The sequence below is a fragment of the Clostridium beijerinckii genome, assembly GCF_008705175.1.
Classification (GTDB): domain Bacteria; phylum Bacillota; class Clostridia; order Clostridiales; family Clostridiaceae; genus Clostridium; species Clostridium beijerinckii.
The window spans coordinates 3,919,891-3,944,297 of record NZ_CP043998.1 but is presented as its reverse complement, the minus strand read 5'-3'; the positions used below and the strand labels follow the sequence as shown (position 1 = coordinate 3,944,297).

Here is a 24,407-nt window from a genome sequence, read left to right as displayed (position 1 = left end):
ATATAGAAAATTATTTTTGATAAGAAAAAAGCCCTAATTTATAATTTTACTAAAATTGGACAATAGGCACCAACATGGATAGTTTAAATTAACAATGAAACCAAATAAGTTAAAAATTAATATGCTCCCTTTATGGATACAGTTTTTATTTTAACTGTCTGCTATAAGGGGAGCATATCAATTTAGTAGGGGATTTAACTGATAAAATACATGTGAAGTTTTAATTTAGATGTGTTAATCATATATCTAAGCTAATGCTTTTAAGTTTGAATAAGATTTATATGCTTGTAAAATACCTCCAATAAATAATCCAACGGAAAAGCCAGATAATAATGAATACAAAATATTAAAGAAAAGTGTACTGTATAGCAATGGATTAACAACCATGGCAACATTTAATAGATATTTAGCAAAAAAATTAGTCATCATAATAGTTATTGGTAAATATGATCCAGTTTTATATAGAGAGCCATCCTTTATATATATATTTCTATATCGAGAATATAAATAATATGATATTAAAGTACCAAAACACATACAAATAGTATAGAAAATCATAGAAATGCCTATATAGCTAAAGTTTGTTAGTAGCTTTTCTAAGCCCCAAATAATAAAAATAGATGGCATAATGAACATTTTAGGAAGTGATAACTCACCATCTCTACTAGCTTTAATTCCACGCTTTAAAAGATAAATAAATATAACCCAAACATAAAAAGGAGTTTGGCTAAATACCTCTGAAATAATATTAATAATCATCATAATAATATAACCTTCTTTCTTAATTCATATCATGTTGTAAGAGTACAATACAAATTAAATAAGAACAATACGTATTTACATAAGCGGTATATTTATATAACTAAGCGGTATTAAAACTAATATAAAAGTAAGCAGAAACCTACTGTTGGTTTTTATTTTGTCTATTTCTATCTAAAATCTCATTCATTTTTTTTACGTCTATTTTCTCATATTGATAATTAATGAGTCGTACACATATGTAAATTAATATAACTTCAATAAATGTTGAGAGCATTAATAATAAGGACATATTCCAGTTAAAAAGATAATTTGACGCAGCAATCATTAAACAAATTACAATTATATATAATAATGGGTTAAATATTGAGTCCTTAGAAATAATATATTTATTGATAACGATCTTTATTAATGAAAATGATAATGATAAAGCTAATAATTCACAAATCTTTTCATTATCTAAAGATTGTTTTGTAATAAGCTGAAATATTGTTATTACTGTAAAAACTACTGAGGTTAATTTTAATATTTCTTTTAAAGATTTAAAGGTCATTTGCCATCCCTCATTCCCAATTTGTTTTTTAAATTTGCAACATATCTTCTTGAAATTATTACTTTTTCATTATTAGTTAAAAGGGCCTCTAGATTTCCGCTTAACTTTGGATAAAAAGAGTGTATCTTATCAATATTGAGAAGCAAAGATTTAGAAATTCTAATAAAATTCATGCCAGCTAATTGTTCCTCAAGAACATACAATTTCTCAGAAATTTCATAGGTCTGAGTTTTGGTATAGATGAATACTTTTCTATCTATTGATTCTATATAAAAAATTTCATCCACGTTCACTTTGTAATATTTTTCTTCTTTTCTTCCAAGTAAGTGCTTAATAACTTCATTCGATGATGTCAGTAATTCTATGGCTTCAGTAATTTTTTCTTGAACATTGTGTACGTTAAAAATAACTTCTTCCTCTAATTCAGAAGAGATAATGTTTATACTAACCTTCATTTTTACACTCCTACAAATTAAATACTGTTAATATATAAAATCATATAGCACAGTTTCATAAATAATCATTATTTTTATTTAAACATTCTTCTAAACAAAATATGATAATCATTTTCCATAAAGTACATACTTATTTATATATAAAATATCATATAGACTAAAATAAGTAAATTGCAGAAATTACTTCCTTAAGAATGGAAATTTAATATTTTATATAGTAAGTTTTTTTATATTACGTTTTAAATGTAAACTTATTATGGAAATATATATTTTATAAAAGCCTATGTTAGATTTAGTATAAATCCGACATAGGTTAAATTTAATAATGAAATAGAAGTTAATTTTAGGAAAAAGAAAACACAAAAAGGTTGATTAAAATTTATTATATTCCTTGACGATAAATAGATGGATTCTTATTCATTTTCTTTTTAAAGCAGGAACTAAAATAATATTGATTTACATAACCAACCTTTTCGCTAATTTCTTTTAAAGATAGATTTGTATTTTCTAGGAGTTTGCAAGCATTTTCTATTCGTACATTTGTTATAATAGTACTTATGTTTTCTCCAATTTGTTTTTTGAATAATGCACTTAAATATGCTGGACTAACATTTACATATAAAGCAATTTCATTTAAGGATAAATCTTTTTTGCTGTAATTATCTTTAATATATGTAATTACGTTATTACAAAGATATTCATGCTGATTTTTTATTGATTCATCAAGTCTATTACAAATAATCTTGAAAATATCAAAAAGCCAATTAATTATTTCGGAACTATTACAAATTGTACTTAAGTTACTGTATGTATTTACTATAATATTTTCAATATCATTAGTATTTATAGACATGTTATATAATAGTTTGAGCACATTACTTAAAATTGAATATATACTGTTAAATATTAAATACTTATTGTTACAATTTATTAGAATTTCTTCATAAAAATCTTGTATCCAGTTTTTTATGGAGTTTAAATCTTTTTTGTAAATAAGCTGAATTAGCTTATCTTCTTTGGCATAAATATAAACACTATTATTTGCATTATTTTTTCTAACAATATCATGAATATCAAATATGTTTTTTTGAGGAAAGAAAAAATTATATTCAAGTGCTTTACATGAATTATCATAAGAAATTTTCATGTTCCAAAAAGTATCAATAACGCTTCCTATACCTATATTTAATTCAAATATATCATTATAGTGTTCCATGAATGAATTAAGTATATCGTGAACTTTATTAAGCAAGTAATTTCCATTCGGGTAATTTCCACCAATAATTGTGATTATATCGTCCCGTTCGATTAAAAAATGATATAATTGAAACTTAGAAAAAGCAGATTTAATATGATCACCTAAGTCTATTAATGAAATATGATATTTTTCAATCCCTAAATCATTTTTCAATGTTTTAGAGTTTGTTATTCTAAAATTTAATGTCACAAAATATTTTGAATTTAAATCTATATTTAAGTAATCCGGATATTTAGAAAGATTGTATTTTGCCTCATCACTGTTTAAATGGATTAATTCTGAAAAAAACTTACTTATCATTAATGGGCGACTTTCATTTAAGATTTTACGATTCCTTTTTTCTTTCTCTAATTGGACGAATGCATTATTAATAATTGTGCTGAGATAATTATAATCAATAGGTTTTTCTATGTAATCATAGACTCCAACTCTGATAGCTTCTCTTGCGTATTCAAATTTATCAAATGCGCTTATAAGTATAATCTTTATATTAGGATTAAATTTTAATATTTGCTTTGACATCTCTAATCCAGATATTATAGGCATTTCTATATCTGATATTATTAAATCAATATTAGCAGATTTAACGACATCAATAATAGATTGCGAATTATAAAACATATATGCTACTTCTGAATTTAAAGATTTCCAGTTTATATTTTTATAAATACCTTCAACAGATAAATGATTATCATCTACTATAATTACTTTTCTCAAAAATACGTCTCCTTACATATATATTTTAAATAATTTGATTTAATATCATTTGAATTTTGGTGCCACTGTTTAGAACGCTAGTAATTTTTATATATTCTTTAGATATCTTTGAGGAAGCTAACCTAGCATTTACATTACTTAACCCTAGATATTTATTATCGACACCATTATTTTTTAGGATAGATTGTATGTCAATAAGTTTGTCAGGATTAATACCAATGCCATTGTCTTTAATGGTAATTAAAATATAATTTTCATAATAAACAATAGATATATCTATACTAATTTTATTTTTACCTTGTCCAATTCCATGCTTAATGCAATTTTCAATAAGTGGCTGAAGTGTAAGTTTTGGAATTAGAAAGTTTTCGATACCTTCATCCAAATAAAAATTCCAAGCTATATTTCCAGCTTTGCATATGCTCTCCATTGATAAATATAATTTAGAAATTTCTAGTTCTTCTTTAATTGTTATTAAGTTTTCAGAGGTTCGAAGTACGTATCGATAGAACTTTGATAAGTCTATAATAATTTGATTTGCAATATCAAATTTGCCTATGGAGTTACATATGTGAATAGAATCCAGTATATTATATAAAAAATGAGGATTGATTTGTGTTTGTAGTAAATCATAATTCAATTTTTCTTTTTTTATTGATAAATCTAAGATGGTATTGAAATTATCATTTATTGTATTTATCATATCTTGAAAAATTAATGCTATATAATCAATATCGTCACAATGTACGGAGTTAGGATCTATCAATTCATTAAGATTGTCAATTTGTATGCTATTATTATTAAGCTTAGCAGATTTTATTATTGTGGATAGTTTATTAAGCCTTTTTGTCAGTTCTTTTCCAAGAGAGATAGCAATAAATATGAATACAGGAGTTAGCAGTAAAATAGAAAAGAAAATTAACTTAATAAGCGGAAAAGTGTTATATAATATATATTTTTGAGGAATATCAGTAACAATATACCACTTATTCACTAGTTTTGAAGATAGAATTTCTGAATCCTTATATGAAGATAAACCATTGTGAAGATCATTTTGTTTAATAATTGAAAGTTTTTCATTATCTAAAGTACTGCCTACTTTACTTTTATCAGAGTGAGCTACAACAACTCCATCATCATCAATAATATAATTAGATATTGAATTATCTACAGTAGAGTTTTTAAGTATGTCTGAAAATTCATCTGATTTAATACTTACAAAATATGCGTACAATAAAGAATCATTTTTATTGTATTTAACGCTCCTATAGCAAAATATAGAATCCACTCCTAAGTTAGTATTAGAAATCATATATGGGAAGACTTGTTTTGGCCTAAAAACCCATTTTGGGGAGATACCTAAATTTATCAATTCGTTTTCAGAAACCCCATATTTCTCAATTGTCTTTAGACTGTTAAAGCTTAGCTTATTATTGCTTATAATTAAACTTGGATCTACAAAAGCATTTATATAAAATATATTAAAATTATTTTTTAATACATCTATATTATTAGAAGTATTGTTAAAAGTATTTAAATAATTTGATAGAGGAAAGACTGGAGTATTATTTAAAGAATACAAATAAAATTGAATGGAATCAGCAACATGTTCAATTTGCATCATACGATTATTAATATCAACTTTTAACTGATTATTTATAAGGAGATTACTATTAATTATCTTATCTCGTGCTATTTTTACAGATGTATGATAAGAAATTAAGCCAATAGCTAGAAGAGGAATAGTAGTACAGAGTATAAAACACACTATTATTTTATTTTGAAAATTAGAAAGATATTTTTTTATAAATTTATTTACAGACTTTAATTTATAAACAATCATCATCAAGTATCCCTCTCCTTTGGTTGTGTAATATTTTACCATTAATGTTATTATAGATAATAACTATGTACATTACAATATTTATGAATTGTAAAAATCAAAAACAAAAAAAATTATAAATTATAAGAAAAATAATATATTTAAATTTACTATTGGATTTAATAAAATGAATATGAAATTTAACTGAAAACGTTATATATTTAAGGGGGAAAGTTTATGAAATTAACTAAAATCATGTGTTTATTGACTTCGATAGTTATGGCAGTAACATTTTTTACAGGGTGTGGAAGCACAAAACCATCAAGTACTGAAACTTCAGCAAATAAAACTGAAAAAATAACATTAATGACAGTTGATACAACTTTTAATGAAGATTTTCAAAAGTATATTGAAAAAGCAGAAAAGGCTACAGGAATAAAAATAGATACTATTGCTTGCCCAACTAATACAGACGATAGACAAGCCAAAATTACGACTATACTTTCATCAAAAGATTCAAGTGTAGATGTTATAACAATCAATGATGAAATGATCAGTGCATTTAAAAATACGGGATTCTTAGAGCCTCTACAAAATACTGTTATGAAAAATGATGTAGTATCACAATTTCCTAAAGGTTATATAAAAGATTTAATACAAGTAGGAGACAATATATATTCTGTACCTATGTATATGGAGATATTAGGTTTTTGGGTTGATCAGTCAAAAGTAAAAGCACTTGGTTTAGATGCAATAAAAACCAAAGAAGATTTTGAAAAGTATGTAAAGGCCTATAGTAAAGATGGAAAGTATGGATATGGTGGTGCATGGGAAAAAACTTATGTATTTAATGAAATCGGAACTTTTGTAAATTTGTTCGGTGGAGACTATTATGATTGGACAAACCCTAAAACAAAAGAAGCCGTTAAATTTATGCATGATATGGCTAAAAATGGCGAAACTCCTATAGCTCAATTGGCTGATCAATATGATCCAATGATGCAAAAATTCTTTGATGATGACTATGCATCAATATTTATGTATACAGGTGCTATGAAGAATTTTGTTAATTCTGGTAGATATGGTGAAAACGGAATAACTTTAGCGCCAATGCCTACTTTTGAAAAAAATAGTGCTTATATAGCTTGCTGGAATTATGTATTAAATTCAGCATCAGAAAATAAGGAAGCTGCAATTAAATTCTTGAATTATGCAGCAAGCCCACAAGGAGAAAAGGACTATTATGAGATGACTTCAAGGTTGCCTGCAAGGTCTGATGTAATAAATGATTCAAACTTTAAAATAGAAGGGCTTAGTGCAATTAAGGGGTATTTACAAAATACTGAGCTTCACGGACGCCCAATGGCACCTCAAGCTATGGAATTTATAAGTTCTATGGGATCATTATTCCAAAGATATGTCTCTGATGAAATATCTCTAGATGAGTTCTGCCAAAAGGCACAAGTAGAAGTAAATAAATATGCTAAAAAATAATTAAGTCTAAATATTAAAAAATTCATGCCTAAATTAAATAGTAGTAGCATTAAGAGTTGTTAGTTTATTTAGGTATGAGTTAATTATAGAAATACGTTATAATCTTATTTTTTAACAAAGGAGTTTATAGTAATAGAAAATTCAAATTATTATAGCAATTATCAAAGATTGGAGGAGAATATGAGTAATAAACGTAATAAGATATGGATAGCCTGGATGTTAGTAGCACCTGTATTAATACTAAGAGGTTTCACAACAATATATCCAATATTCACTACCTTTAAGAATAGTTTTTTTGATATGAGCTTACTAAGAGGTGGAGAAGCGAAATTTATTGGTACTCAGAACTTCATACAAATGTTTACTGATGAAAAACTAGCTACATCAATAGAATTCACTGTTATATTTACAGTAGTTTCTATGATATTACACGTTGTATTAGGTGTAGGACTAGCATTAATGTTAAATATAAAATTTAGAGGTAGAAAGTTTTTAAGAACAATTGTCTTAATACCATGGGCAATGCCAATGGTTGTTGCAGGCCTTGCTGCAAGATGGGCTTTTAATGATACTTATGGTCTTATAAATGATTTAGTAAGGCGAATATTACCTAGTTTTCACTACGATTGGTTAATTAATGAATTATCTGCAAGGATAGCGGTAATTTCAGTTGATTTATGGAAGGATGTCCCTTTCTTTGCGATACTAGTATTAGCAGCATTGCAGTTTATACCATCAGATCTTTATGAAGCAGCTAAAATAGACGGAGCAGGAATAATTAAATCATTTTTTTCAATTACATTGCCAGGAATAAAAAACACAGTATTAACACTATGTATCTTTTTTACAATGTGGAGGCTCACTAGTTTTGATGTTGTGTATTCAATGACATCAGGAGGACCGGGAGACTCAACAACATTACTATCTTATAGAATAATGACAGAAGCATTTACAAATTTAAATTTAGGATATGCATCATCACTAGCAGTAGTTTTATTTGCGGCAATGGTAGTTTTAACATTAATTGATGTTAAATATATAAAGAAAATAAATAAATAGGGGTGATAATTATGAATTTTAAAATTAATAAGACTGTACCTTTTGTTGTAAAATGGGGGTTAACTGTTATTATATCTGCTGCTATATTAATACCTCTATATTGGATTTTTATATCATCCATTAAACCGTCAAATGAATTATTCACAGCACCTATAAAATATATTCCAACTAATATTACCTTTGAAAATTATAAAAGGTTATTTTTTGAGTTAAAGCTAGGAGAAAAAGCTTTAAATACATTATTTATAACTACAGCTGCATTAATAATATCTACTATTATTTGCTTAGTAGGAGCTTATTCATTTTCAAAATATAAGAGTAGAGGTTTAAAAATAGCTTATGGAGCTATAGTATCTTCAGCTTTAATACCAGGAATAGTAACTGCAAGACCATTATACGATTTTATGAACAAATTCAATTTGGTGGATACTTTTTTAGGGTTAATAATATTATATACAAGTGCATTAATACCATTCACAATTCTAATATTGAATAATTTCTTAAATGAAATACCGACATCAATATACGAAGCAGCAGAAGTAGATGGATGCAGAGCTATACAAAAAATGTTTTATGTGACACTACCTTTAATGAAGCCAGCTATAGCAACCATAAGCATAATTAATTTTATTACATGTTTAAATGACTTATTTACACCATTGTTTTTTGCAAGAAAAATAGAAGTATTAAGTGTTGGAATAACTACAATACCTAAAGAAACAACTTATAGCATGCCTTGGGATCTAATTAGCACAATGGGATGGATAATACTTATACCAATAATATTATTTGTATTATTATTTGAAAAGCAAATTATGGATGGTATAATGGCTGGCGGTGTAAAAGAATAATTGATTAGAGAGGAGAGTTTATTATATGAGTAATTATTTATTTGCAAATGGACTTACTAGTTTATCAGTGCTAAAAAATGCACGTTCTCGTGCTATCAATGCAGAAAATCCAAATGGAGAAAAAGGTAAAGGAGGAATGGCTGCAAGTTATTTAGGACCTTCAAGAAAAGGAAGCCCTTGTTTAAGAGATATAGAGCCAGGAAAAACGGTGACATTAGCTGAAGTAGATGGACCAGGGATTATAACTCATATATGGATTACGGTTGATAATAAAACAACTGATGCAGATTGTAATGTTTTAAGAGATTTAGTTTTAAGAATGTATTGGGATGAAGAAGAAGCGCCTTCAGTGGAAAGTCCTCTTGGAGATTTCTTTTGCTGTGGCTTTTCAAGAGAGTGTATTGTAAATTCAATGCCAATAGTAGTAGTTCCATCTAGAGGAATGAATAGTTATTTTCAAATGCCATTTCATAAAAAAGCTAAAATTACACTAGAGAATCAACATGATAATACTATACCAGCATTTTTCTATCAAATAGATTACTGCTTGTATGATGAATTACCAGAAGATATTGCTTATTTTCATGCTCAATGGAGACGTGAGCGTATAACAGAATTACAGAAAGACTATGCAATTATTGACAATATAAAAGGAAAAGGGCATTATGTAGGAACATATATAGCATTGACAACATTAGAAAGATATTGGTGGGGAGAAGGAGAAGTTAAATTTTATATAGATGGCGATAAAGAATATCCTACAATTTGTGGAACAGGAATGGAGGATTATTTCGGAGGTTCTTGGAGCTTTGCATCACAGGTTGATGGCAAGACAGTAGAAAGTACTTATTGTACGCCGTTTCTTGGATATCCATATTATTCAGCAAATGATGATTTAATACACAATCCATATCATAATAATGATTGTCCACCGATGCGAGGATTCTATCGTTGGCATATACCAGATCCAATTCATTTTCAAGATGATTTAAAAGTTACAGTGCAACAAATAGGAGTATGTTACAAAGGATTATTTGAACGACAAGATGATCTTGCATCAGTTGCATATTGGTATCAATCAGAGCCACACAATAAATTTGAAAAATTAATGGATAAAAAACAACGTTTGCCAAGATAAATAAAAAAATTAGAAAAAATCAGATTGATGTTAGAATTTTAAATATATAAAGAGGGGGGAATTATTATGAAATATGGTGCGATTGAAGCAGGTGGAACAAAATTTGTTTGTGCAGTAAGCAATGAAAATCTTGAAATTATAGAAAGAGTCAGCATACCAACGACAACACCTGATGAAACAATGAAATCTGTATTTGAGTTTTTTGACAAATATAATTTAGAAGCTATAGGTATAGGGTCATTTGGGCCTATTGATGTGAATAGAAAATCAAAAACTTACGGATATATAACAACCACACCAAAATTAGCTTGGGCGAACTATAATTTTGTTGGAATTATAAAAGATAGATATAATATTCCAATTGGCTGGACGACAGATGTAAATGCAGCGGCACTCGGAGAGTTAAAAAAGGGTGCAGCATTTGGGTTACAGAGTTGTGTTTATTTAACTGTAGGAACTGGAATCGGAGGAGGTGCAGTGATAAATGGTCAGCTCTTAGAAGGATATGGTCATCCGGAAATGGGGCATATTTTAGTTCGCATGCATAATAATGATAAATATGAAGGTGCATGTCCTTATCATTCAAATTGCTTAGAAGGAATTGCATCAGGCCCTGCTATAGAAGAGCGATGGGGGAAAAAAGCATATGAATTAGAAGAGAATAAAGAAGTATGGAAAATAGAAGCTTTTTATCTTGCACAAGCAGTAATGACATATACGTTAATATTAAGTCCAGAACGTATTGTTCTGGGTGGTGGAGTAATGAAGCAACGTCAATTATTTCCACTTATAAGAAAAGAAGTAGAACAATTAATGAAAAAGTATGTTGCAATGCCGAACTTGGACGAATATATTGTACCTCCAGCTCTTGGAGATAATTCCGCAATTATGGGATGTTTGCTTTTAGCTCAAAAGACAAATGAGAATGTATAGATTAGATTTTTTAGAGTTTTTTGAAATAAGAGTATTAATCTTCTATAGAAAGTGTTCTTTAAAACTTCAGTAACTTAACTTGAAAGAAAATAATCTGCTGAATTAAAGTCAGCAGATTATTTTTTTTAGGGGGTTAAGGTTCTATTGATTGTGGGAATCTGAAAACATTGTCATGGTCATAAATCTTTTTTATTATTCTAAGGGTTCCATAATTTTCACCATAGTATTCATAGCCATAATATTTAAGCCCAGCATAAGGGAAGTTTACATAAGAGCCATTAGTTATGGTTTCCACATATTTAAAAACTTGTGATACCCAGTTTTTAAATATATTGCCATCTTCATATTCTTCCCAATCTGCTGTTATTCCTATAATATAGCTGGCATCTCTATAGTAATAAGCTGAATAATCACTGGAGAAATCTTTTATCTTACCGCCTAAAGTATAAAGTCTTATAAAACAATCATCTCCAGGGCTACAATCTATATACTTAATTAAGTTTCTGATATTTGTTTTACTTAGATGACAATAAACAAATCTTCCAGTAGCTTTAAATCTATCAGGAGGCCCATAAAAAGAACCAATGGCTTTAACAGCATCTATAAAAGGTACATATTCTATTAAAGAGTTATCTAGTAAACCTGGGAGCAGCAAAAACTCTTTTAAAATCTTTTCAGCTTCAGACTTAGGTCCATAGAAGAATCCATTTAAATATATGCCTTTTTTACTTAAACCAGCAAAACAGCTAATCCTTTTATCAGCAGTTCTTAGCCAACATTGCCATAGGTTAATAAATTTTCCCCTGGAAATATTATTCCATCTAAGCTGTATAAGAGTAATATAATTTACCTTATGAAGTCTAAAAGTATAGCTAGTTACAACTCCAAAGTTTCCACCACCTGCTCCTCGACAGGCCCAGAATAAATCACGGTGTATATGATTATTGGCAGTTATTAGATCACCTTTGGCATTAACCAATTGCAGCTCTATAAGGTTGTCCGATACTAAGCCAAAGTTTCTACAGGATAAACCTATTCCTCCACCTAATACCAAGCCAGAAATTCCAACTGTAGGACATGTTCCGCCATTAAAGGCATACCCTTTTTCGGCAGTTATTGAGTATATATTTCCAAGTCTTGCCCCAGCTTGAATTTTTACAGTATCATTTTTAGTATTAACTTCAATCTTGTCCATAGGAGTCGTATCTATTACTATTACGCCATTATCTGTTGAATAGCCTTCATAATTATGCTTCCCTGTACGAATGCGAAGTCCTACATGATGTTTTCTGCACCATTTAATAGCGTTGGATACATCTGTTGGTGTATAACAATAAACGATAGCTAATGGAAATTTATTAATAGATAGATTATACTCAAGTCTCAAAGTTGGATACTCTTTATCTGAGGGAGTTATTACCCTTCCTGTTAATCCATTTAATCTCATTTTCTTTCTCCTTTGTTAAAATACATTTTTCTTTATTTTATGTTGCGAGTATCATAGAAGTGATATGGAGAAACTCAAAAAATACCAGTTATCATCATTATTTTGTATAAGAAGAAAGTTAATGACAATTCTATGAATATAAGAATTTGTATATGATAATGAATAAGCTTAAGATTCTAAATAAAATATAAAATTGATAATAGGTTGAGTTGAAAAGATAATATATTTTGAAATTGAATTTGTACATTTTTTTTATTGAGCATTTGGTTTACCAAAATTTTAGATGTAAGTTTATTACTGCAATATATATGTGCATAAATGATACAGAAATATTTAAGAATTAACTATATTGTTTTTGAACATGATATTATTTTCTATAATTGAAATTTTACTAGGAGGACTTAAAATGAGTAAAATAAATGTATTAGATATATCTTTCGATTTTTCAGGACAAAGTGATGCTATACATCCAGTTATATTGGAAGATGAGAATGAAATGATATTAATTGACTGTGGATATCCAAATTTTTTGAGTTTAGTAGAAGAGGCTGCGTTAGCTAAAAAGATTAATATAAAAAATTTATCTAAAATAATTATTACGCATCATGATTATGACCATATGGGCGCTTTAGCAGAATTTAAAAGAAAATATCCTAAAGTAAAAGTATTAGCGTCAGAAGAAGATGCTCCATATATTGATGGAAGTAAAAAATCATTAAGATTACAACAAGCTGAAAATATATATGATTCATTATCAGAAAATGAGAAAGTAGAAGCAGATCATTTTCATAAAATGCTTCAATCTATAGAAAGTTGTAACGTTGATATAAAGTTAAAAGATAGGGATTATTTCGATTGTTGTGGAGGAATTGGAATCCTAGCTACACCTGGGCACATGCCTGGACATATATCCATTTATCATAAAGAAAGTAAATCATTAATAACAGGAGATGCCTTAGTTGTAGAAAACGGAGAACTTGTTATTGCAGTACCTCAATATACCCTAGATATGAAAGAAGCCCAAAATTCTGTTAAAAAGTTTTTGGATTATGATATTGAAAGAATTATATGCTATCATGGTGGAATATTTGAGAATGAAATCAGTGATGCTCTTAAAAGAGCTTTTTAAGTTAGGCAATTTTTATTATTTTTTCAATCCAAACATAAATCTTACTTTTAAAATGCGCACTTGTAAGTGAATTAAAGTAAAACTATAATTAATTATATTACGGATAGGTATTAATTCCCATGGATTAAAGAAATGGTTTTAGCCTATAAATTAAAGTATATCTGGAGGTAACATGGCAAGAAAATATAATTTATATCAAGTTGATTCATTTACAAAGGAGAAATTTACAGGAAATCCAGCAGGGGTAATATCAAATGCAGATGGATTAACTGATTATGAAATGCAGAAAATTGCTAGAGAGCTTAACAATTCTGAGACAGCATTTATTTTCACTTCAAATAGTAGTGAGTATGATGTTCAAGTACGCTTTTTTACACCTATAAGCGAGGTTCCTATTTGTGGACATGCCACTATTGCAGCTCATTATGTACGTGCTATCGAAAATGAACTGGAAACTTCAAGGATTTATCATAAGACAGGAGCAGGAATTTTACCTGTTGATATAATAAAAGAAAATGATGATTACAAAATTATTATGACGCAGGGAAAAATTGAATTTGGCAAAATTATTGATGGTATAAATAAAGAAGAACTTTTAAAAGCACTTAAAATTAAAGAAAGTGATTTACTTGATGATTATAAAATTCAAATAGTGTCAACAGGTCATTCTAAAGTTATGATAGGTATTAAAAGTATTGAAACCTTAAATACATTGCAGCCAGATTATAGTGCACTTTCTAAGTTAAGCGAGATCATTAAATGTAATGGATATTATATTTTTACTACTGATTCAAAAGAAAGTGATATTTTAATACATGGAAGAATGTTTGCACCTTCAATAGGTATCAATGAAGATCCTGTTACCGGTAATGCAAATGGTCCATTAGGTGCATATCTTGTTCATTACAATCTTGTTAAGCATAATAATTCTTTATTTAGATTTAAAGCTAAGCAAGGAGAGGCTATAAATAGGCCTGGTATAATCGAAGTTGAAGTAAAGATAGAAGACAATGAACCAATAGAGGCCAAAGTTTCAGGAAACGCCGTTATAATATTTAAATCAGAATTATTATTAAATGATTAAAACTAATACAAGACACATGCAATAGTAGGTAAGTAGAATTAATCCTAACCAAAGGAATGAGGCTTTAAATGAGTAAATATGTATACGATGATTTATGGATAGATATTTTGAAAAATAATGAGATTTTCCTTAGTGAAAAAAACATAACTTTATTAAAGAAGATTTTTAAGCCAAAGCTATTAAAAAAAGATATGTTCTTTTTACAGGAAGGCGAGAAGTCTACTGAAATAGGAGTTGTTGTTAAGGGAGTTTTTCGTTCTTATTATATTGATAAAGCAGGAAAAGATACAACAAAATATTTTTACAAAGAGGGTGAGGTATTATTCTCATATGTAGCACATCTATCGCAAAAGGAATCTATGTATTATATACAAGCATTAGAAGATAGCGAAATTATTGTAGCTCAAATTTCTGATTTTGAAAAAATAGTTGAGGAAAACTATGAGCTACTTTTGTTTTACAAAAAGATGATTGATAGTGTTCTTATTATGAAAGAAGAGAATGCAATTAGTTTTAAAGTATTAGATAGCATTGAACGTTATAAGCAGTTCCTTAATGCATATCCAGGATTAGAAAAGCGTATTAAACAATATCATATTGCTTCTTATTTAGGAATGACCCCTGTGTCACTTAGTAGATTAAGAAAAGATTTAAATATTAACAAATGATAATGCAGCTAACCTCCATGTGATTTATGATGTAGATAAATTTTATTAATGGGGGTTAATTTATATGAAAAATGAGACAGTTGTTTTAATTACAGGATGCTCAACGGGGATAGGACGAGAACTTTGCAAGATATTATCTGAGAGAGGATATATAGTTGTTGCAACAGCTAGAAATGTAGAAACTTTAAAAGATTTACCTGTATCATTAAAGCTATCGCTAGATGTTACCAAAAAAGAATCTATTTCAGTTGCGATGGAGGAAGTGATAGCACGATTTAAGAAAATTGATATCCTTGTAAATAATGCAGGATACTCAACTAGAGGTGCTTTAGAAGAAATCGATGTAAGAAGTGCAAAAAGCATGTTTGATGTGAATGTATTTGGGATAATTAATATGATTCAGGTAGTTGTTCCGGAAATGCGTAAGAAACAATTTGGCAAAATTATAAATATCGGTTCAATTTCGGGGAAATTTGTTCAACCTATTAATGGTGCATATTGTGCATCTAAATATGCAGTTGAGGCAATAAGTGATGCATTGCGTTTAGAACTGCACAACAATAATATTCAAGCAGCTGTAATAGAACCTGGACCAATAAAAACAAACTTTTTTAAAACTATGGCGAATAATTCAAATAATCTTATGACTAATCAAGATTCTTATTATTCAACTTTTTATGAAGCAGATGCTAAATATCGAAATGATCAAAATTTAACTGATCCTAAAGAAGCAGCGAAAACTATTGTTAATATAATTTCGAAAAGGAGAATTAAACCTCGTTATAAGGTTGCTGTTCCGCTGTCATATAATATAGCGACACACTTTCCTGACTTTGTAAGAGAATACTTTATGAAAAACCGCTAGATTGATGAATAATTATATTATCTCTTGATTATGTAATATTTTGTGTTTGTGTTAAAAGTTGTATGGTGGTACAAATTAACATAAAGTTTAACTCAATAGATTTGGTGGGGATATATGTATAACAATGGCTAAATATCAAGAATTAAGGGAAGGGTATAAATGAACAGTGACATTTTTAAAACAAGTAAAACTCTATAGAGTAAAAATTACTGAGCCTTGCGACAACAAAAATATATTACAGAAAACATTGAATTTAAATTATACTCTCAATAATTCAGAGATAGATTATAGAGAGTTCAACAATATTATTCCAGCAGGAATTACTGGTTGGATAATACAATGGATGGGGAAAAAATATTTTGTGCCTGATGATAATCAAGAGAGTTTAAAAGATTTTCTAGATAAAGTTCAGACTGCAGATATATTAATACCTTATAAGAGAATTGAAGGGCATTGTTGTAAAATTGATTAGTATTAATTTTAAGGTGTTGAATAACTAATTTTTACAAATATTTATTTAAAAAATATTAAAATATATTATATGAATGAGGCGAAAAGATATGGAATTAATAAATGGAAATTCAAATCCTATAGACAAAACAAGAGAAAGTATAAAAAAATTGATTGAAGATTATAAAATTGAACTTGAAGTTTTGAGTAGAATGATAAATGTGGATTATAACTGGCTAAAAGATTACATGGATGGAAAAAGAAATTTGCATGAGTTTTATGCTAATGCAATGGATTCTATTAAAAACAATAAAGAATTTGTGTGGAATCCAAAGTTTCCCGAGCCTTCATCATTATCAAATAAGATTTATATTCTATCTGAAGGGATACGTAGTATAAATGAAGATGACAGAGTCAAAGGAATAATAGATGTATTGATAATTGACGTTGGAATTAGATACGATACTTTAGCTATGTATGCAGGTATCAGCTTAGAAGATGTTAAGAATTTTATGAATGATACTAATTCTATTACATATGAAAATAAATATAAGTTAGCGGTAGCAAGCTTGTTTTTACATTTTTTTATTAATGGCAAGAAATCAGCAAATTAGTTGTGTAAAGTGATACAAACCATTCCTATATTTGATTTTACAATGTTTCTTGGTGAGATTATAGCAACATATGCAGAGGAAGATTGTTTGGAAAATGGAAGACCAAATGCCCTAAAAGTTAAACCAACAATATTAATGGATACAGGTTATTTTGATTTAAATAATAGAGTTGGATCAATATTTAAATCATGTTAAGGTAATAGGTAATCAATATTTATGTGGAATTTTAAAGTAACATGAAATAAAAAATAGCCAATATGAAAGTAATCAAAGTATAGCATTTTTTATGAAAATATTACATTACCATCAGTAAAGATTATAATTGAAGAAGTGTATGTAAGTGGAGGTAAAACCTGGTGGGTAACTCGAGCATTTAATCTTAATAGAGCTTCCATAGTTTGGTCTGAATCAATAACCATAACTATAGCTTTACTAGTAGATTCCCCAAGTTTTATAGTAAGAGATGAATTAGCCGGTAAGCCTGAATCGCTCCAAGTGTAAATGCCTTGTTTAAATGTTTTAGGGGCGGCAGATACACCTTTAATATTAAAGCAAGTAGATATGAAGAAAAAAATTAAGAATATAGGAATAAATTTTTTCATTAGTTTAACCACCTTTAATGTTAAATTTTATATAATATATCATTTGTATTATGCGTATTTAGGGTTGAAATATTCAACATATAGATTAAACAAAAAATACCACTTGTCGAGGTATTTATGTATGTGATAATTAAAGGGCCTTTTTTAAAAGAATTATTGATTTAAAATAAATAACGCTAAAAAATAAAATAATATATTTCTAAAATAAACGCAAAAAAACAAGGAATATAGAAAGAATTATCGAATATATACCTATCATAGATTGAATTTACTGGAGGGTGTATATATGGAAAATAGACTTGAGGCATTTTTAGAGGTTATTCCTGAATTAAAGGAAATATTACAAGACGATATAGCAGTTGCTGTAGCAGATACTAAGAAATTTATATATTATCGTGATGGTGATTCCATTAACTTACCTATCAAAGTTGGACAAGAATTAAATCCTGAGGAACCATTATATAAAAGTATAAAAGGAGGTAAGGTACTAAGTGTGATAGTGCCAAAAGAATTATTTGGAGTATCATTTAAGGGGATTTCTTACCCTATTAAGGATTCAAGTGGAAATATTATTGGTGGAGTTGCAATAGGGAAAAGCTTAAATAAACAGTTTAAAGTAGAAGAAGTAGCAGAGAACATTTTTAGTTCGCTGCAACAGACAAGCGCAAGTATTGAGGAAGTGGCTACTGATTCTCAAAGACTTTCATCTTCAATGAATAGTATTGTAAATGCAACACAAAAAACAGAAGAAAAAATAAAAGAAACGGATACGATATTAAATCTTATTACTAGTGTTTCTTCTCAATCTAATCTTCTAGCTTTAAATGCGGCTATTGAGGCTGCAAGGGCAGGTGAGGCAGGAAGAGGGTTTTCAGTCGTTGCAGGTGAGATGAGAAAACTTTCACAGATGAGTAGTGAGTCGTCAAAAAAAGTATCACAATTGCTTCTTGAAATGAGAAATTCTATTGATGAAGTTATTAAGGAGATTAGCAATACAAACATGATAGCGGAATCACAAGCAGCAGCTACTGAAGAGATAACGGCTACTTTAGAAGAGATTACCTCAAACTCTAAGGAACTGGTGGATATGTCAAAGGTAGTATGGTAAAGACGATTATGGTATTTACTTCAGATACATATAATTTTAGTAATTATCTTATTAGATTATTTAACAACCCTCATAAAATTTATTAGGAAAATTTAATAAGCTCATGGTATAAAATAAGCAGAAAATCGCATTGTTCAATAAAACATGAATATGCGATTTTTTTGCGCAATTTGAAAAAGCATGTAGTTATAAATTACTTAAGTATATTATTCATGGTTGAAGAAAACTTTTGATTATTAATTATACAGATGTTTTTTTATGTTTATGAACTTCTTCTCCCCATTCGCCAAGATGTTGTAAAGCAACTATGAGCTTTTGACTAAGTTCTGATAATTCATATTCTACTCTTGGTGGAATCTCATTGTATTGGTGACGAATAACAAGAGAGTCTTCTTCAAGTTCTTTTAAGTTTTTTGAGAGCATAAGACTGGATATGCCATCAATTTTTCGCTGTAGTTCATTAAAGCGAACAATTCCATTTTGAGATATAACCCAAATGATTAATAATTTCCATTTTCCATTTATAATTTTTAAAGCATATTCAATAGAACAGTTTTCCATGAAAGCAACCTCCATTACTTATATAAATATTAGTAGCTAAATATTTTTTGCGTACTTGTTGATTTATATGTTACTTAATATAATAAAGTCAGTCAATAGATAATTGATTGACTTTAGAGAATTTTATATCTAAAAGGAGAGATAAGATATGTCAAAAGTAGTTATTTTCAAAGGTAGTCCAAGAAAGAATGGATATACTGCAAGATTATTAGAACAAGTAGCAAAGGGAGCAAAATCCAAAGGTGCTGAGGTTATTGAATTTGATTTAAATGATTCTGGAATTCGTGGATGTCAAGGATGTATGTATTGCCGTACTCATGATGGTTGTGCAGTTAATGATTATTTGCAGCCAATGTATGCTGCTATTAAGGAAGCCGATGCCATCGTATTTGGTTCTCCAATATATTATTATACAATTACAGGGCAATCAAAAGTTTGGTTTGATCGTACATTTCCAATGATTGGAAATGATTATAAGGCAAAATATCCAGGTAAAAAGTTAATAACAATATTTACTCAAGGGAATCCTGATCCTAAGATAGGGGCGGAAGGCGTTAAATTTGCTAATAATATGTTAGAAGAATTAGGCTGGAAGTTAGAGGATAGCATTCATTACTGTGGAACTAGTCATAATCCTGATTTAGCAATGTTTGATGAGTTATCTTTAAGAGCATTTAAGGATGGAGAAAATTTAGCTTAATAAATTTATAATGCAATACCACTTGGACAGTATAACGAATAATACTGAATTTGAAAATTTGGAACTTAAAGACACATATAGTGTAATGTTAACTTGACATTAAATTTAAAGTGGAATATACTTTTATGTAAGGTAAACATGACAGGAGTGGTTCTTAATGAAAAATAAACTAAAAGAATTTCGTGAAGCTGTTGGATTAACGCAAGAACAATTGGGAGCTCTTGTAGGAGTATCAAGACAAGCAATAAACTCTATTGAAACAGAAAAATATGAGCCATCTATATGGCTAGCTTATGATATTTCTCAAATATTTCATTGTGCAATAGAGGAAGTGTTTCTTTTTGAACAAAGTGAAAGAAAATCAAGAGCACAATTAAGTAGAGGTGTAGTTTAAATGGCATTAAGGAAAATTAGATTATTTGGTGATGAAGTTTTAAGAAAGAAAAGTATAGAAGTTGAAGTGGTAGACGAAAAGATCAGGCAAATTCTAGATGATATGGCGGAAACCATGTATAATACAGAAAATGGAGGGGGCTTAGCGGCGCCGCAGATAGGAATACTTAAAAGGTTAGTTGTAATAGACATGGGACAAGGCCTAATAAAATTAGTCAATCCAAAGATTATTAAACAAGAAGGAAGTCAAGAAGTTATAGAAGGATGTTTAAGTAATCCACACGTATTTGGAAGATTATTAAGACCAGAAAAAGTGACAGTTCAAGCATTAGATGAAAATGGTAAAGAAATAATACTAACGGGTACAGGAGATTTAGCAAAATGTTTTTGTCATGAAATTGACCATTTAGAAGGTATTCTTTTTACGGATTTTGTTACTGAATATTTAAAATAGTATATTAAACTTTTTGTTGCTGTATTATTTTATATATAGTGCATTGTTAAATAAAAATGTTAATTAATAATTTAATACAATATTCATATAATCAAAAAATCATTAGGCAATGTCTAGTGATTTTTTGATGTCTAAATATAAGGAAAATCATTGATTTAGTAATATAAAGCAAAAGTGATGAAATTCAACTAAAGAATTAATAATATTATTGTATTTATATATTTTACAAAAATAATTTTTATCATAATTATAAAAATATTGCAATAATTTTGGATGTAATTCTAAATTATGGAATATGAAATGTTAATTATAATATAAATTAATATATTTTGCATTTACAGGAAAATATATAAAAAATGGTTGTATTTTACTTTTGGTAGTAGTAGTATCTAATTATAGTTCGTATATGGAACTATACTGAAATAGAACTATTATTATGGGAGTGATTTATGTGGAAGGTAATAATAAAAACATATTTAAGGAAAATTCGAAAATAAATTTTAATAGGACAGCTGAAGCTTACGATGAAAGCAGTGATGGAAAGTTTGTAGCCCCAATGTATGAGGAGATTGTTAGTAGGGTAATAAGCGCAAAGCCTAAAAAAATATTAGATGTTGGATGTGGGACAGGTAATGTATTAATAAAACTTAGCGCCAACTATAAGTTCGGTTTATATGGAGTAGATATCTCAGAAAATATGATTAAAATAGCTAAGAAAAATCTTGGGGACAAAGCTGAATTGAAAGTTGGTGATTCAGAGTATATTCCTTGGGAGGATAATTCTTTTGATGTAATTGTATGTAATGCATCCTTTCATCATTATCCAAGCCCAGAAAAAGTATTATTAGAGATGAAAAGAGTATTAAAGAATAGTGGTTTATTAATTATAGGGGATCCAACGGCACCAGTAATTTGTAGACAATTTATAAATTTATATTGCAAAATATCTAATAATGGTGATTATAAAATATATTCTGAGAAAGAAATTAAGGCACTTTTAGTAAAATGCGGATTTGAGGCATTTGATTTTAAAAAGATTAATTATAAGAGTTTTGCAATTAGCGCTAAGATAAGAAAATAATCATTAATAGATTGGAGTGACAATATGGATAAAGATTGTAAAAAGCAAATAGATGAATTTAATATATTATGGCATCGTATGTTATTTGAATCAAGCTATAAAGATATTGAAGCTAAATATACTAGAATAAAAGGACTTAGTGATAATGAAATATCCATAATTAGAATTATTTCCGAGAAAGAAGAAGTTATTATTAGAGATATTTTAGAAATATTGAATATTCCTAAAAGTACATTGACTAATATGATCGATAGATTAGAAAAGCGTAATCTTATAAGGAGATCTATTAGTAAAAGAGATAGAAGATCTTATAAATTAGATCTTACGGAAGAAGGGAAAAAAGCACAAGAGGAGCATATAAAATTTGAAGAAGAAATTTATGGAAAAGTAATGATTTCTTTAGATACTTATGAAGAAAGAGAAAATTTATTAAATATTATGAGAAAGATTGTTTATAATATTTCTAGTAGATAATGAAGTTAATTTTCGAGGTCAAATGGTTATTTACTTTTTGTGAATCCATTTACCATGTCACAATTATAGCCTAAAAACAATATTATAAAAAAGAGTATGATTTAAAGAATATTTTCTTATTTGAGATAAAGTTCACATCTGTAAGTGGTGTTTAGATTATATGCGGTAGTATTATACAGCCTAATAATTTATAATAACCACTTTTATGTTGAACCATTCACCAGAGCGTTCATAAGTTACTAACCAACAAAATTGAATAACAAATTGTAGAAACGTAATATTCTTTTAATTCACTAATATTGAGTTTGCTAGTGAGTTGTTGTATTATATACTAACTATAATGCAATATATATTTGACATTATGGTTTGTATATATTACAACAATAATATAAGGACAATAATATAAGGAGGAATGCAGGTGAAAAATCTTAAAATGAAATCAGCAAGAGCCTCGATGGACTTATCTCAAGAACAGTTAGCAGATATAGTAGGCGTAACAAGGCAAACAATAGGAATGATAGAAGCTGGAAAATTTAATCCATCATTGCAATTATGTATCGCCATTTGCAAGGCACTTGGAAAAACATTAAATGATATTTTTTGGGAGGATGATGATAATGAATAAAAAAATTGATGAACGCCAACAGCAGGAATTCTATAAATGTGAGCATATGGCGTTTCGCATTATGTTTAGTGTATCAGTAATAGTGATTGTAATACAAATGTTATTTATGAAAGCTGCTTTTCAGCAAGTACTTGGTGAAACAGTAATACTTGCATGTGGGGGCATTTCGATGATTTGGAGTTGCTTAAAAAGTGGTCTATGGAGCTACAATAACAATGAACCTTCTGTAAAAAGTAATTTAATTTATAGTATTATATGCTCAGTTGTAGCTACGTTATTGTTTGCAATTATAATTTATACAAGGGAAGGAATCAAAGTGATGACCCCTACTATAATTGGTGGATTCTTTGGTGGAATTTTCATTCTTGGATTTATTGTTTTAACATTACTAGGACAGGTATCAAAGATACAAAAAAGAAAATAGAAAATAAATATAAGGATATTTAAGTGATACTATAGATACCCAATGTAGAAGTTAGATTACGAATTAGCGCAGCTTAATTTCAAATATGGATGAAGATTGTAAGCTGTAGATTTCACCATTTTAGCATGATCAAACTTTCAGTATGACAAGCTAAAGTGGAACAATCTATAACTAAGAATCTTAGCAACTCATTTTTAAATGTTTTATCCACAAATATATTTATGATTTCTAGCTAAGTTAACCATTTATATAGGGTAAGTATGGAAATATGTCCACATAATAAGTCTAATTAATAATTTGGACATCTATAGTATTAGACAAGAATGAAGGTAAGATATATGGATATTGAAAAACTTATTAAGGAGCTTGGGAAATCCATTGGAAAGATTATTTGTAATAAAAAAGAAGAAAATAATGAGAAAATTGATATAGAGCAAATGAGTTCTATAGATATATTTAAAATAATTCTTAACAAAGTTGTTCACGAAGGAAATTATAATAAAGCGGAAGATTTAATATTTGATGAATTAGAAAAAAATAATTCACAAGAAGTTTATGAAATTGCAATTAACTTTTATAATTCGCTCATTAAAAAGAGTGATGAATTCTTGAGGAAAAGTAATTTCCCAAGAGAAGAAGTTTATCAGGGATTAAAAGATATAGAAAAATTTAAAGTTAAATAAGTAGGT

28 protein-coding genes and 1 pseudogene are annotated in these 24,407 nt (G+C 28.3%); 21 read left to right on the top strand and 8 right to left on the bottom strand.

Annotated features, from left to right (window positions below):
- Window positions 1–246 precede the first annotated feature (246 nt).
- From F3K33_RS17770 to F3K33_RS17750, 5 genes are all read right to left on the bottom strand, one after another.
- Window positions 247–762 (bottom strand): hypothetical protein, encoded by a 516-nt coding sequence (locus tag F3K33_RS17770; protein ID WP_039769071.1) that lies wholly within the window; start codon window positions 760–762, stop codon window positions 247–249.
- A 139-nt stretch (window positions 763–901) separates the two neighbouring features.
- Window positions 902–1,312 (bottom strand): DUF3021 family protein, encoded by a 411-nt coding sequence (locus tag F3K33_RS17765; protein WP_039769073.1) that lies wholly within the window; start codon window positions 1,310–1,312, stop codon window positions 902–904.
- The gene (locus F3K33_RS17760) at window positions 1,309–1,767 is read right to left on the bottom strand and encodes a LytTR family DNA-binding domain-containing protein (protein WP_039769076.1); all 459 of its coding nucleotides are present in this window, start codon (window positions 1,765–1,767) and stop codon (window positions 1,309–1,311) included. Before F3K33_RS17760 ends, F3K33_RS17765 begins: the two co-directional genes overlap by 4 nt.
- 382 nt (window positions 1,768–2,149) lie before the next feature.
- Window positions 2,150–3,742 (bottom strand): response regulator, encoded by a 1,593-nt coding sequence (locus F3K33_RS17755; RefSeq protein WP_039769078.1) that lies wholly within the window; start codon window positions 3,740–3,742, stop codon window positions 2,150–2,152.
- Window positions 3,743–3,767: 25 nt separating this feature from the next.
- Window positions 3,768–5,588 carry a sensor histidine kinase gene (locus F3K33_RS17750; RefSeq protein ID WP_039769080.1) on the bottom strand — a complete coding sequence of 607 codons (1,821 nt, stop codon included), beginning with the start codon at window positions 5,586–5,588 and terminating at the stop codon, window positions 3,768–3,770.
- 213 nt (window positions 5,589–5,801) lie between these two features.
- Between F3K33_RS17750 and F3K33_RS17745 the strand changes: the two genes are divergently transcribed.
- From F3K33_RS17745 to F3K33_RS17725, 5 genes are all read left to right on the top strand, one after another.
- A complete protein-coding gene (locus tag F3K33_RS17745; RefSeq protein WP_039769082.1) occupies window positions 5,802–7,058 on the top strand; it encodes an ABC transporter substrate-binding protein in 1,257 nt (418 codons plus the stop codon).
- Window positions 7,059–7,238: 180 nt separating this feature from the next.
- A complete protein-coding gene (locus tag F3K33_RS17740; protein WP_023974509.1) occupies window positions 7,239–8,117 on the top strand; it encodes a carbohydrate ABC transporter permease in 879 nt (292 codons plus the stop codon).
- A gap of 11 nt (window positions 8,118–8,128) precedes the next feature.
- Window positions 8,129–8,968, top strand: a complete 840-nt coding sequence (locus F3K33_RS17735) for a carbohydrate ABC transporter permease (protein WP_039769085.1) — start codon at window positions 8,129–8,131, stop codon at window positions 8,966–8,968.
- Between the two features lie 25 nt (window positions 8,969–8,993).
- Window positions 8,994–10,106 carry a glycoside hydrolase family 172 protein gene (locus tag F3K33_RS17730; protein ID WP_039769087.1) on the top strand — a complete coding sequence of 371 codons (1,113 nt, stop codon included), beginning with the start codon at window positions 8,994–8,996 and terminating at the stop codon, window positions 10,104–10,106.
- 66 nt (window positions 10,107–10,172) lie between these two features.
- Complete coding sequence (locus F3K33_RS17725; protein ID WP_039769089.1) at window positions 10,173–11,039, top strand: ROK family protein; 867 nt, start codon at window positions 10,173–10,175, stop codon at window positions 11,037–11,039.
- A 133-nt stretch (window positions 11,040–11,172) separates the two neighbouring features.
- On the opposite strand, the gene F3K33_RS17720 is transcribed toward F3K33_RS17725, so the two are convergent.
- Window positions 11,173–12,486 carry an FAD-binding oxidoreductase gene (locus F3K33_RS17720; RefSeq protein ID WP_039769090.1) on the bottom strand — a complete coding sequence of 438 codons (1,314 nt, stop codon included), beginning with the start codon at window positions 12,484–12,486 and terminating at the stop codon, window positions 11,173–11,175.
- A gap of 406 nt (window positions 12,487–12,892) precedes the next feature.
- On the opposite strand from F3K33_RS17720, the gene F3K33_RS17715 reads away from it, so the two are divergent.
- The 7 genes and pseudogenes from F3K33_RS17715 to F3K33_RS17685 all read left to right on the top strand — a co-directional run.
- Window positions 12,893–13,615, top strand: a complete 723-nt coding sequence (locus F3K33_RS17715; RefSeq protein WP_039769091.1) for an MBL fold metallo-hydrolase — start codon at window positions 12,893–12,895, stop codon at window positions 13,613–13,615.
- A 172-nt stretch (window positions 13,616–13,787) separates the two neighbouring features.
- Entirely contained in the window at window positions 13,788–14,699 is a 912-nt protein-coding gene (locus F3K33_RS17710) for a PhzF family isomerase (RefSeq protein ID WP_039769093.1), read from the top strand.
- Between the two features lie 68 nt (window positions 14,700–14,767).
- A complete protein-coding gene (locus F3K33_RS17705; RefSeq protein WP_039769095.1) occupies window positions 14,768–15,367 on the top strand; it encodes a Crp/Fnr family transcriptional regulator in 600 nt (199 codons plus the stop codon).
- A 64-nt stretch (window positions 15,368–15,431) separates the two neighbouring features.
- Window positions 15,432–16,232 carry an SDR family oxidoreductase gene (locus F3K33_RS17700; RefSeq protein WP_039769097.1) on the top strand — a complete coding sequence of 267 codons (801 nt, stop codon included), beginning with the start codon at window positions 15,432–15,434 and terminating at the stop codon, window positions 16,230–16,232.
- 166 nt (window positions 16,233–16,398) lie between these two features.
- Window positions 16,399–16,704 (top strand): hypothetical protein, encoded by a 306-nt coding sequence (locus tag F3K33_RS17695; RefSeq protein ID WP_039769099.1) that lies wholly within the window; start codon window positions 16,399–16,401, stop codon window positions 16,702–16,704.
- An 88-nt stretch (window positions 16,705–16,792) separates the two neighbouring features.
- Window positions 16,793–17,296 (top strand): HTH domain-containing protein, encoded by a 504-nt coding sequence (locus F3K33_RS17690; protein WP_039769101.1) that lies wholly within the window; start codon window positions 16,793–16,795, stop codon window positions 17,294–17,296.
- A pseudogene (locus F3K33_RS17685) lies at window positions 17,297–17,491 on the top strand (flavin reductase family protein); the annotation flags it as partial.
- Between the two features lie 89 nt (window positions 17,492–17,580).
- On the opposite strand, the gene F3K33_RS17680 reads toward F3K33_RS17685, so the two are convergent.
- Window positions 17,581–17,898 carry a hypothetical protein gene (locus F3K33_RS17680; RefSeq protein ID WP_039769103.1) on the bottom strand — a complete coding sequence of 106 codons (318 nt, stop codon included), beginning with the start codon at window positions 17,896–17,898 and terminating at the stop codon, window positions 17,581–17,583.
- A 286-nt stretch (window positions 17,899–18,184) separates the two neighbouring features.
- Between F3K33_RS17680 and F3K33_RS17675 the strand changes: the two genes are divergently transcribed.
- Window positions 18,185–19,006, top strand: a complete 822-nt coding sequence (locus F3K33_RS17675) for a methyl-accepting chemotaxis protein (protein WP_012059660.1) — start codon at window positions 18,185–18,187, stop codon at window positions 19,004–19,006.
- A 240-nt stretch (window positions 19,007–19,246) separates the two neighbouring features.
- On the opposite strand, the gene F3K33_RS17670 is transcribed toward F3K33_RS17675, so the two are convergent.
- Window positions 19,247–19,567, bottom strand: coding sequence for a winged helix-turn-helix transcriptional regulator (locus F3K33_RS17670; protein ID WP_039769105.1), 321 nt, complete (start codon window positions 19,565–19,567; stop codon window positions 19,247–19,249).
- A 148-nt stretch (window positions 19,568–19,715) separates the two neighbouring features.
- Between F3K33_RS17670 and F3K33_RS17665 the strand changes: the two genes are divergently transcribed.
- From F3K33_RS17665 to F3K33_RS17630, 8 genes are all read left to right on the top strand, one after another.
- Window positions 19,716–20,267, top strand: a complete 552-nt coding sequence (locus F3K33_RS17665; RefSeq protein ID WP_039769107.1) for a flavodoxin family protein — start codon at window positions 19,716–19,718, stop codon at window positions 20,265–20,267.
- Window positions 20,268–20,424: 157 nt separating this feature from the next.
- A complete protein-coding gene (locus F3K33_RS17660) occupies window positions 20,425–20,661 on the top strand; it encodes a helix-turn-helix transcriptional regulator (protein WP_012059657.1) in 237 nt (78 codons plus the stop codon).
- Window positions 20,662–21,114 (top strand): peptide deformylase, encoded by a 453-nt coding sequence (gene def / locus F3K33_RS17655; RefSeq protein ID WP_039769109.1) that lies wholly within the window; start codon window positions 20,662–20,664, stop codon window positions 21,112–21,114. It abuts the gene before it with no gap.
- Window positions 21,115–21,565: 451 nt separating this feature from the next.
- A complete protein-coding gene (locus tag F3K33_RS17650) occupies window positions 21,566–22,195 on the top strand; it encodes a class I SAM-dependent methyltransferase (protein ID WP_154861665.1) in 630 nt (209 codons plus the stop codon).
- Between the two features lie 24 nt (window positions 22,196–22,219).
- Entirely contained in the window at window positions 22,220–22,669 is a 450-nt protein-coding gene (locus F3K33_RS17645; protein ID WP_039769113.1) for a MarR family winged helix-turn-helix transcriptional regulator, read from the top strand.
- 418 nt (window positions 22,670–23,087) lie between these two features.
- Entirely contained in the window at window positions 23,088–23,294 is a 207-nt protein-coding gene (locus F3K33_RS17640) for a helix-turn-helix transcriptional regulator (RefSeq protein WP_012059653.1), read from the top strand.
- A complete protein-coding gene (locus F3K33_RS17635) occupies window positions 23,287–23,718 on the top strand; it encodes a DUF6773 family protein (protein ID WP_243141307.1) in 432 nt (143 codons plus the stop codon). Before F3K33_RS17640 ends, F3K33_RS17635 begins: the two co-directional genes overlap by 8 nt.
- Window positions 23,719–24,056: 338 nt before the next feature.
- Window positions 24,057–24,401 (top strand): DUF6483 family protein, encoded by a 345-nt coding sequence (locus F3K33_RS17630; RefSeq protein ID WP_039769115.1) that lies wholly within the window; start codon window positions 24,057–24,059, stop codon window positions 24,399–24,401.
- Window positions 24,402–24,407 lie beyond the last annotated feature (6 nt).